Genomic DNA, 14,365 nt, shown 5'->3' with positions numbered 1-14,365 from the left:
CTGGTGGAAACAACCCCCCGTTCCCCCAACCCCAGACTGTCTCGCGGTCTGGTCCGCGGCGTCGCACCCCTCGCCGCCGCGTCGCTGTTACTCTCCCTGACGTCGGCCCCCGCCTTCGCCGCTCCCAGCGACGACGGCCCCGACCACGTGGAGGACGGCTACACCCAACCCGTCTTCGACTACGGTGACGCCGTGCGCGAGCGCGTCATGGTCGAGGCGCCCGTCGACTCCGACGGCGACGGTGAGAACGACCTGGTCCGCGCGGACATCATCCGTCCCGCCGAGTCCGGTCCCGACATGCGGGTACCGACGATCATGGTCGCGAGCCCCTACTTCGACAACTCCGGCCGCGGCAACGAGGCCGAGCACAAGGCCTACGACGACAACGGTGACCCGATCACATTCCCCCTCTACTACGACAACTACTTCGTCCCGCGCGGGTACGCCGTGGTTCACGTCGACATGATCGGGACCACGAACTCCGACGGCTGCCCGACCACGGGTGGGCTCTCCGACGTGCTCAGCGGCAAGTCGGTGGTGGAGTGGCTCAACGGTGACGGCACCGCCGTCGACAGCGAGGGCTCCGTCGTCGATGCCGACTGGTCCAGCGGCTCCACCGGGATGATCGGCAAGTCCTACGACGGCACCATCGCCAACGGTGTGGCCGCCACCGGGGTGGAGGGCCTGGAGACGATCGTGCCGATCGGCGCGATCAGCACCTGGTACAACTACAGCCGCATGAACGGCCTGGTCAACTTCAACAACTACGCCTCCTACCTCGCCGGCGCGGTCGACACCGACCCGCCGGAGAACTGCGCCCACGTGCGCGAGGCGATGGACGTGGCGGCCGACGACGAGACCGGCAGCTACAACGAGCACTGGGCCGAGCGGGACTACATCGACGGCTCTTACGCCGACGCCAGCCAGGTCGAGGCCAGCGTCTTCGTCGCCCACACCGTGAACGACCTCAACGTCAAGCCCGACCACTTCTCCCTGTGGTGGGACGAGTTGGGTGCCAACGGCGTGGACCGGAAGCTCTGGCTCGGCCAGTACGCCCACGTGGAGCCGTTCGACTTCCGCCGCGACGACTGGGTCGACGTCCTACACCGTTGGTTCGACCACGAGCTGTACGGCGTGGACAACGGTGTCATGGACGAGCCGTCGGTGGACGTGCAGCTCGGGCCCGACGAGTGGATCACCGACGACACCTGGCCGATGCGCGGCCCGGAACGCACCTTCCGCCCCGCGGAGGACGGCTCGCTGGGGATGCCTCCCGCCCGCGGTGGCACCCAGGAGTTCGTCGACGCGCGGATGACCGAGGGTGAGATGGTCTCCGACCCGTTGGAGGACCACCCGAACCGGCTCGCCTACGTGACCGGTCCCCTGCGCACCGACATGCGGCTCTCCGGAACCCCCACCGTGGACCTGAGTGTGGAGGTCGACCAGCCCGAGGCCAACTTCACCGCGCTGTTGGTGGACTACGGCGAAACGGAGCGGGTGGACTACCTGCACTCCGGCGGTGGGATCACCACCGGGGAGGAGCGTGACTGTCACGGGGAGAGCACCGAGGACGACAGTGCCTGCTACCTCACGACCGAGACACGCACCAACGTCGAGGACGTGAACGTGGTGGCGCGTGGCTGGCTCAACGGCCAACACCGCGAGTCCCTGAGTGACCCGAGTCCGCTTCCGGTGGGCGAGTCGCTCAGCATCGAGTGGGACACCCTTCCCCAGGACTACCTGTTCGAGGAGGGCCACCGGATGGGGCTCGTCATCGCGGGGACCGACCGGGACTACGTGCCGGCTGAGCAGGCCACCGGCGCGACCGTCAGTGTCGACCTGCGCAACACGTCGATCTCCGTGCCCATGCGCCCGTTCACGCCGGGCCGCGGCAACGTGACCTCGAGCGGGAGCGACTTCGGTCCGTTCGACACCGACTGGTCCCAGCCCAGCGACGTCGAACTCCCGGTCCAGCCGCTCGAGCTCAACTAGTTCGGCGATCGACCGAGTGTGACACCCTGGGGGGTGGCGGCGTGGCCGTCACCCCCTCCATATCGATCCCCACCGAGCGGTGTCGAGGATTGTGGGCGCGGTGTGGTGGTGGGCGTTCCTCGAACGTAGGTGGGTTACGGTTCCGTGGTCGTGTCGGGGCGGAGTCACCCCACGAACGCGTCGTAGAGCAGTTTGGCCGCCGAGGCGACGAGCACCGCCACGACGCAGCCGTCGAAGGCGCGGGCCGACAGACGGTCGGAGAGACGGTTGCCCAACGGCAGCGCGACCGCGATCGGAACCAGCGCCAGCAGGCTCTCCGCGATCCGGTTGGGAGTGTAGGAGCCGGTGGCGAAGAGGACCGTGGTCTGGGGGATCGCGAACAGCAGGAAGAGCGTCACGATGGAGGCCATGAAGACCTCCTTGCGCTGGCGGAAACTGTGCAGGTAGACGGTCATCAACGGGCCGGAGATACCGGTCGCGCCCTGCAACAGGCCCGCCGCGGCCCCCACCGGAGGTGACGTGTAGCGGCTCACCGCGGGCTCGAGGCGGAACCCGGGGTGCGCGAATCGCACGACCAACGACACGATGATCATCCCGGCGAGGATGCCGGCCAAGGCGCGCGCGTCGAACGTGGTCAGGCCGAACGTGCCCAGCACGGCGCCGCCCATCCCCAGGGCACCGAGCACCCAGAGGTCCCGCCCGAAGCGCAGGTGGTGCCGGTAGCGCCACACCATCCAGGCGTTGGTCAGCACCCCGGGGATCGCCATCACGATCACGGCCCGTTCCACGCCCAGGAAGATCGCCATGATCGGGATCGCGATCTGGGGCAGTCCGGTCCCGGTCATCCCCTTCATGAACGCGCCCACGAAGATCGCGACCACGATGACGAGTAACTCGACGCCCTCCACGAAGACACCCTCCCTGGCCGACGCCTCTACCGTGAGGTCACCCTAGCGCCGGGGGGTTCGGCCGAAGTCGTCCAGATCGTCGATAAGCCACGACACCACCCACGCCCCACACTCCAGGACGCCATCCACGGATTCAGGCGAAGGTGTCGAGATGGTCGGTGAGCCACGTCTCCACGGCCAGGACGTGAGAGGCGGCCGCGGCCTCCGCGGCGAGTGGGTCACGGTCGGTGAGGGTGCGGTAGATGCGTTCGTGGTCGTGGTGCAGCCGCGCGGCGACGCCGGCGTCGGTGTGGCCCTGCCACACGCGGGTGCGAAACGTGCGGGACGACAGCCCCCGGTGCAGGGCACTGAGGGTGGCGTTGCCCGCGGCGGCGACGATCTCGGAGTGGAAGGCCAGGTCGGCGGCGACGATGTCGTGGAGGTCTCCGGGTACGGCGAGGGTGCGTAGGTGCTGGTGGACACGGGCGAGGCCGTCGTCGTCGATACGGGCGGCCGCCAGCGCGGTTGCGGGCGGCTCCACCATGCGCCGTACCTGTACGACCTCCACCAAGGTGCGGCCGCGAGAGATCTCGGCCAACACCCCGAAGGTCTCCAGCAACTCCTCGGGCCCCAGCGGGGTGACGTAGACGCCGGAGCCCTGCCGGGTCTCCAGCACGCCGATCGTGCTGAGAACCCGGACCGCTTCCCGCATCGAGCTTCTGGAGAGCCCGAGCTCGGCGGCGAGGACCCGTTCGGTGGGGAGTCGATCCCCGGGCCGCAGCTCCCCGTGGGAGATCTTGGCCATGATGTGGTCGACGGCGCGCTGGGTCACCGGCCCGCCGGAGTCCTCCCCCATGTCGTCACTCCCCCAACACGCCGATTCGTCAGACCAATTCTTGCACCGAGGAGAAATCCTATGCGATAGTCGGCACAAACACGCCGAACGGGTCGGTGGATCTGCCACCCCCTCGGAAACCACCCTGACCAATCGGGAACCCCGCATGCGGATCGCACTGTTCGTCACCTGCCTCAACGACACCCTCTTCCCCCGCACGGGTGTGGCGGTCGTGCGACTCCTGGAGCGGCTCGGCCACGAGGTCGTCTTTCCCGAGACCCAGACCTGCTGCGGCCAGATGCACTACAACACCGGCTACCGTCGCGACGCCCAACGGCTCGCGATCGCGACCGCGACCACGTTCGCCGACGCCGACGCGGTGGTCGTGCCCTCCGCGTCGTGCGCGGCGATGGTGCGCGACAACTACCCGCGCCTGGCCCCGGCGGACTCGATGCTGGGCCGGGCCACCGCCGACCTCACGCCCCGCGTCCACGACCTGAGTGAGTTCCTGGTCGACGTGCTGGGCACAGTGGACGTGGGCGCCTACTTCCCGCACACCGTGACCTACCACCCCACGTGCCACGGACTGCGACTGCTCGGCCTGGGCGACCGTCCCTACCGGCTGCTGGGTGCCGTGCGCGGCCTGCGGCTGCGCCCTCTGGATGCCTCCGAGGAGTGCTGCGGCTTCGGTGGCACGTTCTCGGTGAAGAACCCGGACGTGTCGGCCGCGATGGGCGGCGACAAGGCGCGCAACGCCCAGAACACCGGCGCCGAGGTGCTGTGCGCGGTCGACAACTCCTGCCTCATGCACATCGGGGGAACCCTCTCCCGGCAGCGGTCGGGCATGCGGGTCATGCACATCGCCGAGATCCTGGCCTCGACCGAGAAGGAGCCCGCCCACCCATGAGCGCGACATTCCTCGGGTTCCCCGCGTTCCCGGTCTCCGCGCACGAGTCGACCGCGGACCCGCAACTGCGGCACAACCTGCGTACCGCGACCCACACGATCCGCACGAAGCGGGGCGCGGTCACCGCCGAGCTCGACGACTGGGCCGAGCTGCGCGACGCCGGCGCGCGGATCAAGGCGCACACGCTGCGCCACCTGGACACCTACCTCCCCCAGTTCGAGAGCGCCGTCCAGGCCGCCGGGGGGACGGTGCACTGGGCGAGCGACGCCGCGGAGGCCAACGCCATCGTGACCCGACTGGTCCAGGCGACCGGGGAGCGCGAGGTCGTGAAGGTCAAGTCCATGGCCACCCAGGAGATCGAGCTCAACCAGGCGCTCGCCGACGCCGGGATCACCGCCTATGAGACCGATCTCGCCGAACTCATCGTCCAGCTCGGCGACGACCTGCCCTCGCACATCCTCGTCCCCGCGATCCACCGCAACCGCGCCGAGATCCGTGAGATCTTCGTCCGCGCGATGGGACGTTGGGGCGTGCCCGCCCCGGAGGGTCTCAGCGACGACCCGGCCGCGTTGGCCGAGGCCGCGCGGGTGCACCTGCGGGAGAAGTTCCTGGCGGCCAAGGTCGCGATCTCGGGAGCGAACTTCGCGATCGCCGACACCGGGACACTCGTGGTCCTGGAGTCGGAGGGCAACGGTCGCATGTGCCTGACCCTCCCCGAGACCCTGATCTCGGTGGTGGGCATCGAGAAGGTCCTGCCGACGTGGCGGGACCTGGAGGTGTTCCTACAGCTTCTTCCCCGGTCGTCGACCGGGGAACGTATGAACCCCTACACCTCGACCTGGACCGGGGTGAGCGACGGGGACGGACCGCGTGAGTTCCATGTCGTGTTGTTGGACAACGGGCGCACCGACACGCTCGCCGACACCGTGGGGCGTCAGGCGCTGCGTTGCATCCGGTGCTCGGCGTGTCTGAACATCTGTCCCGTCTACGAACGTGCCGGCGGTCACGCGTACGGGTCGGTGTACCCCGGGCCGATCGGGGCGATCCTGACCCCGCAGTTGCGCGGTATGGCGGGCGAGCTCGAGGCGTCGCTTCCCTACGCCTCCTCGCTGTGTGGTGCGTGCTTCGAGGTGTGTCCGGTCGCGATCGACATTCCCGAGGTCCTGGTCCACCTTCGGGAACAGGTGGTGGAGGGGGCCGGACATCGTGCCGAGAAGGCCGCCATGGCGGCGGCGGAGTGGGTCCTGGGCGGGGACCGGCGGCTGTCGGGCGCCCAACGCGTGGCCTCCGCCGCGCGGCGGTTCCTCCCGGACCGCCTGCCGGGCCCGGGAGCCGCATGGAGCGACACCCGTGACGTTCCCGAGGTCCCCGAGGAGTCGTTTCGACGTTGGTGGTCCCGCGATCGGGGCAAGGGAGGCGCGCGGTGAGCGGGTCCAGGGAGCGTGTGTTGGCGCGGGTGCGCGCGGCGTTGCGGGACGTACCGGCCGAGGAGTCGCCGCGGATGGCGACGCGGCCGCGCGTGCGCCGGGCACACGCGCTGGGCGACGTGGTGCCCCTGTTCGTGGAGAACGTCGCCGACTACCGGGCGACGGTGCGCCGTGTGACCCGTGGCGATCTCGCCGACGCGATCGGCGAGGCGGTGCGGGGCAGGGGCGTGGAACGGCTCCTGGTGCCGGCCGACGCCGAGCCGCGGTGGTTGGAGCGGATCGACGCCGCCACCACGATCGTGGCCGACACCGGGTTGGACGTGGCCGGCCTGGACACGGTGGACGGCGTGGTGACCGGGTGCGCGCTGGGTGTCGCCGAGACCGGGACCATCGTGCAGGACGCCGGCCCGGGCCAGGGGCGACGGTCGGCGTCGCTCATTCCTGACTACCACCTGTGCGTGGTCGGGGAGGAGCAGGTGGTGGCCAGCGTTCCCCAGGCCGTGGCCGCCCTCGACCCCCGACGCCCCCTGACCTGGATCAGTGGCCCCTCGGCCACGAGCGACATCGAGCTGGACCGGGTGGAGGGCGTGCACGGCCCCCGAACCCTGGACGTGCTCGTGGTCGGTCCCTGAACACCGATAGCCTGGGGGGACGCGGCGGTTCGGGACAGGAGACGCAACGAGGATGTCGGCGACCCGGTTGTTGGTGCTGGGGCTGGCCCGTTCGCACGGGCGTACCCACGGCTACCGGCTCGGCACCGAGCTCTACTCCATCGGGGCCGACGAGTGGGCGAACGTGAAGTGGGGCTCGATCTACCACGCGTTGAAGCAGCTCACGAAGAAGGGCTGGCTCGCGGCCTTCGACGGCGAGGTCGGCGACTCCGGCCAGTGCCGGACCGAGTACGAGGTCACGCCTGAGGGCGAGGAGGAGTTCTTCCGGCTGCTGCGCGTCACCGTACGCACCCCCGAGCCACAGGTCGACCTGCGCGCCGCCGCGATCGCGTTCCTGCCCGCACTCACCCGAGACGACGCCATCGCGCTGTTGGAGACGCGCGTCGCGCGACTGCGGGAGACACGTGAGGAACTCGAGCCGCACTACGCGGTGGACGACGCGGAGGTCCGGCTGTCACCGGACCTCCGCGCGGCCGGCACTCCCAGCATCGTCGGTGAGCTGTTCGGGATGTGGAGCCACGTCACCGCCAGCGAGATCGAGTGGACGCGCGGCCTGGTGGCCCGGCTTCGGTCCGGGGCACACACCATGGCCGGTGAGGATCCCACCGCTTGGGGCATGCCCGACCTCGCCGACTCCTCACCGTCGGGCGGCGACTGAGAGCGCACGCTATTAAAGTTTGAGCAACTCCCGTCCGCGCGCTAGACTCCGGCATTCAAGTTTTAATACCTCGACATCGGGCAATCATCCGCGACGACGCATTCAAATTTGAGTCCTCGATCGTGCGACGCGCGATCGAGGACTCCAACTGTCCGCGTTCGTTCCTAGTCTCCAGACGTCACCGCGACGCGGTGACCACTCCACACCGCGCCGAACACCACGGGCGCACGCCCACGCGGCGCCAGCACACACCAGGGAGCGTCATGATCCATGCCCAGCGGCTGTCCCGGACCTTCACGGTCAAGGGAAGCCCCGACCCGGTCCACGCGGTGCGCGAGATCGACCTCGACATCGAGGCGGGCGAACTCGTCGCCCTTCTCGGCCCCAACGGCGCGGGGAAGAGCACCACCCTGCGCATGCTGACCACCCTGCTCACCCCAACGTCGGGCTCCGCACGGGTGGCCGGATACGACGTCGTCACCGACGCGGCCGCGGTGCGCCAGAACATCGGCTACATCGGCCAGGGCAACGGCGCCGGACACGCGCACCGGGTCAACGACGAACTGGTCACCCAGGGCCTCATCTTCGGTCTGAGTACGAGCGAGTCGCGCAGGCGGTCCCAGGAGGTCCTGGAGAGCCTCGACCTGACCGACCTCACCAGGCGCACCGTCAGCGAGCTCTCCGGCGGGCAGCGCCGCCGTCTGGACATCGCCATCGGGCTGATGCACCGTCCGCGCCTGGTGTTCCTGGACGAGCCCTCCACCGGACTCGACCCGCAGAACCGGGTCAACCTCGCCGACCACGTGCGCTCGCTCCACCGCGACCACGGAACGACGGTCGTGCTCACCACCCACTACCTCGAGGAGGCCGACCTCCTCGCCGAACGGGTCATCGTCGTCGACCAGGGCAGGGTCATCGCCGACGACACCCCCGACACACTCAAGAACGACCTCGCCGGCGACCTCGTCACCATCACCACGCAGACCCCGGAGGACGCCCGGAGCGTCCTCCGGGTCACCGAACGCGTCGGCTCGCCCCGGGAGACCGACCAGGACGGCACCACGGTGCGCGTCCGCGTCTCCGGAGGAAGCGCGCTGCTGCCCGACCTCCTACGCGCCCTGGACACCGACGGTGTGAAGGTCGCCACGGCGGAGGTTCGCCGTCCCACGCTCGACGACGTGTTCCTCCACCTCACCGGACGCAGTCTGCGCGAGGGCGAGACCGAGGACGACCAGTCCTGAACGTACCCGCCGCGACTCCCACCCAACGACCACGCCCGACCGCCCCGCTGACCCGAAAGGTCCCACGATGACCACCCTGACCCACACCCGGATCGTCCTGGCGCGCGAGTTGCGCCCCGTCGTACGGGACCCGCTCTCGCTGGTGTTCACGCTCGTCCAACCACTGGTCTTCCTCGCGCTGTTCGCTCCGCTGCTGGGTGGCCTGCCCGGCATGGAGTCGTCCCTGAACTGGTTCGTGCCCGGCGTGCTGGCCATGATCGTCCTGTTCGGCACGTCGGCCACCGGGTCGAACCTGCTCTACGAGATCACCACCGGTTCCCACGAGCGAATGCTGGTGACCCCGCTCAACCGCTCCGCGCTCCTCCTCGGCCGCGCCGTCAAGGAGATCGTGCCCCTACTCGCCCAGGCGCTCCTCATCATCGCGGTGTCCTCAGCGTTCGGGTTCCGCTTCTCCGTTCCCGGCGGACTCCTGGGCCTGGTGATCCTGTGTGTGTTCGGGATGGGCGTCGGCGCCCTGTCATACTCCCTGGCACTGCCACTCAAGGACCGCGAGTGGGTGTTCTGGCTGGTGCAGCAGACACTCATGTTCCCGCTGCTCATCCTGTCGGGCATGTTGCTTCCCCTGGACATGGGACCGGAGTGGCTGCGTGTGGCGGCCCAGTTCAACCCGCTCACCCACATCGTCGACGCCCAGCGTGCCCTGTTCGGAGGTGAGCTCGGCGACGCGGCGGTCCTCAACGGCGCCATCGCGGCACTCGCCACCCTGGTCGTGGGCCTGTGGGTGGGACTCCGTTCCATTCGCAACGCCAAGGTCTAGGACCACGACCACGGGGAAGCTGGGACACCGGTGCGTCCGCGACGCCGGCTTCTGGACCAGGTTCACCCGGGCCCACCGCCGCGCCGCGCGTACACCGACCGAGGTGGGACTCCGCTCGACTCAGAACGCCAAGGCCTCGGACCGGTTCACTCGGGTCCGGGCTCCACGACCGCGCCGTCCACGTACATCGCGTGAGGCGGCGCGGTCGGCGTCGCCAGCACCGAGATCAGGTAGTCCCGGAAGGCCTCGGCGTCGATGTCCTCCACGACGCGCGCGTTGGGCTCGAGGCCGTGGATTCCCCACGACATCGCCGAGTATCCGCGCGTGAGCTCGCCCGCCGTCTCCACGTCAACGTGGTAGCGACCCGTGCTGGTCAGGAGCTCGGGGTGGAGCAGCAGCGCGGTGGTGAGCGAGTCGGGGTGGGTGGTGCCGTCGATACCTCGGCGACGGTCGAAGTCCAGGGTCGCCGCGCAGACGCGCAGGAAGAAACGGGACAGGGGCGTGTCCAGGGCGGCGATCCGCTCCAGCGTCGGATCCCCGAACACCGCCCGTTGGAGGGTGAGCGGGGTCCAGGGCACGACGGTGATGTCGAAGCCGGCGGCGAACACCGCCTTGGCGGCCTCGGGGTCGACGTAGAAGTTGAACTCCGCGGCCGCGGTGATGTTGCCCCGCCCGTTGTTGGATCCGCCCATGACGTAGAGCTGACGCACGTTGGTGACGAAGTCCGGGTCCCTCAGGCAGGCCGCGGCGATGTTGGTCAGCGGACCGATGCACACGACGGTGACCTCACCCGGTCGCTCGGCGGCGATGCGGACGAGGGCGTCGACCGCGTGTTCCGCCTCGGGCTCTCCGGCGAGGGTGGGCACCGACAGTCCGCCCGAGCCGTCCCCGTGGACGTCCTCGGCACTGACCCAGGGGCGGGTGAGGGGGCGTCGGCAGCCGAGGTGGATCGGGACCCGCCCCAGCCGGTCGGCCGCGTTGAGGGTCAGGAAGGCGTTGTGGACCTGCCGGTCGAATCCGATGTTCCCGGCCACCATGGTGATCGCCCGCAGGTCGGCCGTGGGGTCGAGCAGTCCCACGAGCAGTGCGACGCAGTCGTCCTGCGCGGTGTCGGTGTCGATGATCAGGGGGGTCGGCACGGACGCCTCCGGCGTTGTCTGCGTGGGGACGGGAACGGCTCCACAGCCTAGCCATCCCGCACATGGGCGGGGACACGCGCACCGACTGACCGATATCGCCCGTGCGCCCCACCAGCTCCTTTTTCCGCACGGTCAGCCGAAAACACCTACATTGTCGGATTCGTCGCCTCGCGGCGATTGCGCTCGACTGGACTTCTTGCCATATTTGATGGGTCACCCCGCCTCTCTCACCCCCGAGTCCGCACGTCCGGTCGAGGACAACACCATGCCCCAGCCTTCCGACACCGTTCCCGACGCGGTCAAGATCGTCGTCGCCGGCGGATTCGGCGCGGGCAAGACCACGCTGGTGGCGGCGTTGAGCGAGATCCAGTCACTGCACACCGAGGAACTCATCGGTCCGCACGGCGGGGACCTGCTCAGCCAGGCCGACGGCAAGACGACGACCACGGTCGCCCTGGACTTCGGCCGGGTGACGCTGGACGAGCGCACCATCATCTACCTGTTCGGCGCGCCGGGCCAGGACCGGTTCTCCTTCATGTGGGACGACCTGGCACGTGGCGCCCTGGGCGCGATCGTCCTGGTCGACACACGCCGGCTGGAGGAGTGCTTCAGCACCATCGACTACTTCGAGGGTCGTGGCGTGCCGTTCATCGTGGCCGTGAACGTGTTCGCCGACGCCAAGACCTTTCCCGCGGCGGACGTACGGGGCGCGCTGGCGGTCGACCCCGACGTCCCGGTCACCCTCTGCGACGCTCGGGACCGCACGTCGGTGAACCGGGCCGTGGTGGAACTGGTGTCCCACGTCCTGGAACGTGAACTCGCCGGCGCCTGACCTAACCCCATAACCGTCGATTTCCGGACAAATACCCCCGAATCCGACACTATGGTTTGCCCCACGCCGGCCCGCTTGCCATATTTGCTCTACCACGCGGCCGGCCGGCCGCCTCGCGACCGACGCGGAAACGGTCCCGCCGTTCTTCCGCCCCGAGCGACGACACGGGGAACCCCTCCATGCCCCCAGATTCGCGGCGGCGCTCCATCCGCGACCGCCTCATCGCCCTCACCATCGTTCCCGCGACCGCGCTCATCCTCATGTGGACCGTGGCGGCGAGCACGTTCGTCAACGACATGCTGGACATGAGGGCCAGCGCCGACTTCGTCGAGGAGGTCGGCGAACCCCTGCGGGACATGGTCTCGGCGCTGCAACGGGAACGCCGCTACGCCGCGGTGCGGATCGGGGAACAGCACGGATCGGCGACGCCACGCGCCCTGCCCGAGCTCGCCGCCTCGGAGAGCGAGGCCGACGAGGCGATCGAACGCTTCCGCGGCCGACTGTCCGGCGTCGACGTCGGCCGGTTCTCCGTCGACATCGCCGACCGGGTCTCCGACTTCGAGTCGGCGATCGACGACGTCGTGGACAGCCGCGCCGTGCTCCAGGAACGCGACGTGGAGCGTCGGACCGCGATGCAGCCCTACGACGACGCCATCGAGGCGGGCCTGCGGGTGTGGGAGGCGCACACCGAACTGAGCAGCCCGGACCTCACCTTCGAGGCCGACATCCTCGAGTCGATGCTGCGCGGACGGGAGGTGCTCTCCCAGGAACACGCGCTGCACACCTACGCCACGGCGGCCGGCATCTACGGATCCCAGGAGCGGGCCGACTTCGCCGAGGCCGTGGGCTCCCGCCGGTTCCTGCAGGAGCGCCTGGACTCCGAGCTGCAGGACACCGAACGCGAGATCTACGAAGAGCTGCTCGGCATGGACGCGATGACCCGGCTGGTGGACCTGGAGGACGAACTCCTCACCGCCAGCTCCCCCGACGTCGCCCTGGGCGGCAGCGAACCGTGGACATCCTCCTACGCGGTCGCCGACACGATGTACCGATGGTTGGAGGAGACCCGGATCGAGGAGATGACCACCGAGAGCCGACAGTCGGCCAACGTACTGCTGACCCGGGTCGTGCTGGGCAGCTCCGCGGCATTGGTCGTGATCGTCGGCTGCATCCTGTTCTCGGTGTGGACCACCCGCGACATCAACCGCCGTCTGACCACCCTGCGTGAGTCCACCCTGTCCCACGCCCGGGAACGACTGCCGCGACTGACCCGGCGGCTGCGCGCCGGGGAGGACGTCGACGTCGCCGCCTCCGCGCCCGACCTGCCGGTTCCGCGGCGTGACGAGATCGGGCAGGTCGTCGAGGCCTTCAACCTCGCCCAGCGCACGGCGGTGGAGTCCTCGGTGGAGGAGGCCCGACTGCGCGACGGCGTGCGCAGCGTCTTCCGCAACATCGCCCGCCGCACCCAGGGGCTGGTGCACCGTCAGCTCAGTCTGCTCGACGAACTGGAACACTCCGAGACCGACCCGGGAACACTGGAGTCGCTGTTCCGGATCGACCACCTCAGCACCCAACTGCGGCGCAACGCCGACAACCTGATCCTGCTCAGCGGGGAGCGGCTCGACCGCCGCCCGCGCGCCGCGGTACCCCTGCAGAGCCTGGTCCGCGCCGCCTCCAGCGAGGTCCAGGACTACACCCGGATCCACGTGCTGCCCATGCCCGACGTCGCCGTGGAGGGCCGTCCGGCCGGTGACCTCATCCACCTGCTGGCGGAGCTGTTGGACAACGCCGCGGCGTTCTCTCCCCCCACCGCCCCGGTCACCATCCGGGGAGGCGCGCTGGCCAACGGGTACGCGATCGAGGTGGAGGACCGGGGCCTGGGCATGACGCACCAGGAGTACGAGCAGGTCAACGAGGTCCTGTCCACCGCGCCGGAGTTCGACGTGGCCCGCCTGCGTGAGGACTCCCGGCTGGGGCTGTTCGTCGTCTCCACCATCGCCAGCCGTCTGGGCGTCCAGGTCACACTGCGTCCCTCCCCCTACAACGGGACCCAGGCGATCGTGGTGGTGCCGGCCAACCTCATCGTCGCCAGCCCCGAGGTGCCCGCACACGAGGTCGAGGTCCGCGAGCCCTCCCCACGCCCCGCGCACTCCGTCGAACTCCCCCCGGCCCCGGAGACGTCCGCGCCCGCCGCCGCTCCGACGGTAACGGTCACGACCGAGCCGGCCCCGCCGGTGGCCCCGACACCTCCGGACCCCCCGGCCACGGCCGCACCGTCCGGTCCCCCCGTGCCCGGCCCCGAAGGCGACACCTACAAGGGACTGCCACGGCGCCGGCGCAAACGTGGCGGCCCCACGCCGGCCACTCCCCCGCCACCACCCGCCCCGGCGGAGCCCGCCCAGCCCGAGCGTTCGCTGGAGGACATCCAGCGGATGATGAGCGCCTACCAGCAGGGCACGCGGCGCGGCCGCGCGCCCGAGGGTCCTGACGACACCGAGCAGAGGAAGTAATGACCGACTCCGTTTCCCCCCTGCCCCGTGACCTCGACTGGCTCCTGACCGAACTGGTGGAGACCGTTCCGGGGGCCCGTAGCGCCGTGCTGTTGTCCACGGACGGGCTGCTGCTGTCGTCCTCACGGGCCGTGGACCGTGACCATGGCGAGCGGCTCGCCGCGATCGCCTCGGGGTTTCAGAGCCTGGCCCGCGGGGCGAGCCGGGAGTTGGACGCCACCCAGGTCCGCCAGACCATCCTGGAGATGGACACCGGATTCCTGTTCGTGACGGCCGCCGGAAGCGGGGCTTGCCTGGCGGTGGTCACCGGCGCCGACTGCGACATGGGGCTCGCCGCCTACGAGATGAACCGGCTCGTCCGCCAGGTCGGGCCGCACCTGTCCGCCGCGCCTCGTCCGCAGCGCGGTGGCCGCCCATCCCCCATGTCCGCGGAGTCGGGAGGCTGACCC

13 protein-coding genes are annotated in these 14,365 nt (G+C 69.8%); 10 read left to right on the top strand and 3 right to left on the bottom strand.

Annotated elements, in window-relative coordinates:
* Nucleotides 1–3 precede the first annotated feature (3 nt).
* Entirely contained in the window at nt 4–1,992 is a 1,989-nt protein-coding gene (locus tag J4H86_RS01520) for a CocE/NonD family hydrolase (protein WP_236541395.1), read from the top strand.
* 164 nt (nt 1,993–2,156) lie between these two features.
* On the opposite strand, the gene J4H86_RS01515 is transcribed toward J4H86_RS01520, so the two are convergent.
* Entirely contained in the window at nt 2,157–2,900 is a 744-nt protein-coding gene (locus J4H86_RS01515) for a sulfite exporter TauE/SafE family protein (protein WP_236541394.1), read from the bottom strand.
* 133 nt (nt 2,901–3,033) lie between these two features.
* On the bottom strand, nt 3,034–3,735 hold the full coding sequence (locus tag J4H86_RS01510) for a FadR/GntR family transcriptional regulator (protein WP_236541393.1): 702 nt from the start codon (nt 3,733–3,735) through the stop codon (nt 3,034–3,036).
* A 145-nt stretch (nt 3,736–3,880) separates the two neighbouring features.
* Here J4H86_RS01510 and J4H86_RS01505 point away from each other — a divergent pair, with 145 nt between their 5' ends.
* The 6 genes from J4H86_RS01505 to J4H86_RS01480 all read left to right on the top strand — a co-directional run bounded on the left by J4H86_RS01505 (nt 3,881) and on the right by J4H86_RS01480 (nt 9,435).
* Nucleotides 3,881–4,621: a (Fe-S)-binding protein gene (locus tag J4H86_RS01505; protein ID WP_236541392.1), complete on the top strand. Its 741-nt coding sequence runs from the start codon at nt 3,881–3,883 to the stop codon at nt 4,619–4,621.
* Nucleotides 4,618–6,048: a lactate utilization protein B gene (locus J4H86_RS01500; protein ID WP_236541391.1), complete on the top strand. Its 1,431-nt coding sequence runs from the start codon at nt 4,618–4,620 to the stop codon at nt 6,046–6,048. The genes J4H86_RS01505 and J4H86_RS01500 overlap by 4 nt, the downstream gene beginning before the upstream one ends.
* Nucleotides 6,045–6,680: a LutC/YkgG family protein gene (locus J4H86_RS01495; RefSeq protein WP_236541390.1), complete on the top strand. Its 636-nt coding sequence runs from the start codon at nt 6,045–6,047 to the stop codon at nt 6,678–6,680. Before J4H86_RS01500 ends, J4H86_RS01495 begins: the two co-directional genes overlap by 4 nt.
* Before the next feature lie 52 nt (nt 6,681–6,732).
* A complete protein-coding gene (locus tag J4H86_RS01490) occupies nt 6,733–7,377 on the top strand; it encodes a PadR family transcriptional regulator (RefSeq protein ID WP_236541389.1) in 645 nt (214 codons plus the stop codon).
* 263 nt (nt 7,378–7,640) lie between these two features.
* Nucleotides 7,641–8,618, top strand: coding sequence for an ATP-binding cassette domain-containing protein (locus tag J4H86_RS01485; protein WP_236541388.1), 978 nt, complete (start codon nt 7,641–7,643; stop codon nt 8,616–8,618).
* Between the two features lie 67 nt (nt 8,619–8,685).
* Nucleotides 8,686–9,435 carry an ABC transporter permease gene (locus J4H86_RS01480; RefSeq protein WP_236541387.1) on the top strand — a complete coding sequence of 250 codons (750 nt, stop codon included), beginning with the start codon at nt 8,686–8,688 and terminating at the stop codon, nt 9,433–9,435.
* A 146-nt stretch (nt 9,436–9,581) separates the two neighbouring features.
* On the opposite strand, the gene J4H86_RS01475 is transcribed toward J4H86_RS01480, so the two are convergent.
* Nucleotides 9,582–10,574, bottom strand: a complete 993-nt coding sequence (locus J4H86_RS01475; protein ID WP_236541386.1) for a nucleoside hydrolase — start codon at nt 10,572–10,574, stop codon at nt 9,582–9,584.
* A 265-nt stretch (nt 10,575–10,839) separates the two neighbouring features.
* On the opposite strand from J4H86_RS01475, the gene J4H86_RS01470 reads away from it, so the two are divergent.
* The 3 genes from J4H86_RS01470 (at nt 10,840) to J4H86_RS01460 (ending at nt 14,362) form a co-directional block, all read left to right on the top strand.
* On the top strand, nt 10,840–11,406 hold the full coding sequence (locus J4H86_RS01470; RefSeq protein WP_236541385.1) for a GTP-binding protein: 567 nt from the start codon (nt 10,840–10,842) through the stop codon (nt 11,404–11,406).
* A gap of 179 nt (nt 11,407–11,585) precedes the next feature.
* Nucleotides 11,586–13,916 (top strand): sensor histidine kinase, encoded by a 2,331-nt coding sequence (locus J4H86_RS01465; RefSeq protein WP_236541384.1) that lies wholly within the window; start codon nt 11,586–11,588, stop codon nt 13,914–13,916.
* Nucleotides 13,916–14,362: a roadblock/LC7 domain-containing protein gene (locus J4H86_RS01460; protein ID WP_236541383.1), complete on the top strand. Its 447-nt coding sequence runs from the start codon at nt 13,916–13,918 to the stop codon at nt 14,360–14,362. The genes J4H86_RS01465 and J4H86_RS01460 overlap by 1 nt, the downstream gene beginning before the upstream one ends.
* Nucleotides 14,363–14,365 lie beyond the last annotated feature (3 nt).

Source organism: Spiractinospora alimapuensis (assembly GCF_018437505.1).
Classification (GTDB): domain Bacteria; phylum Actinomycetota; class Actinomycetes; order Streptosporangiales; family Streptosporangiaceae; genus Spiractinospora; species Spiractinospora alimapuensis.
This window is presented reverse-complemented; position numbering and strand designations above follow the sequence as displayed.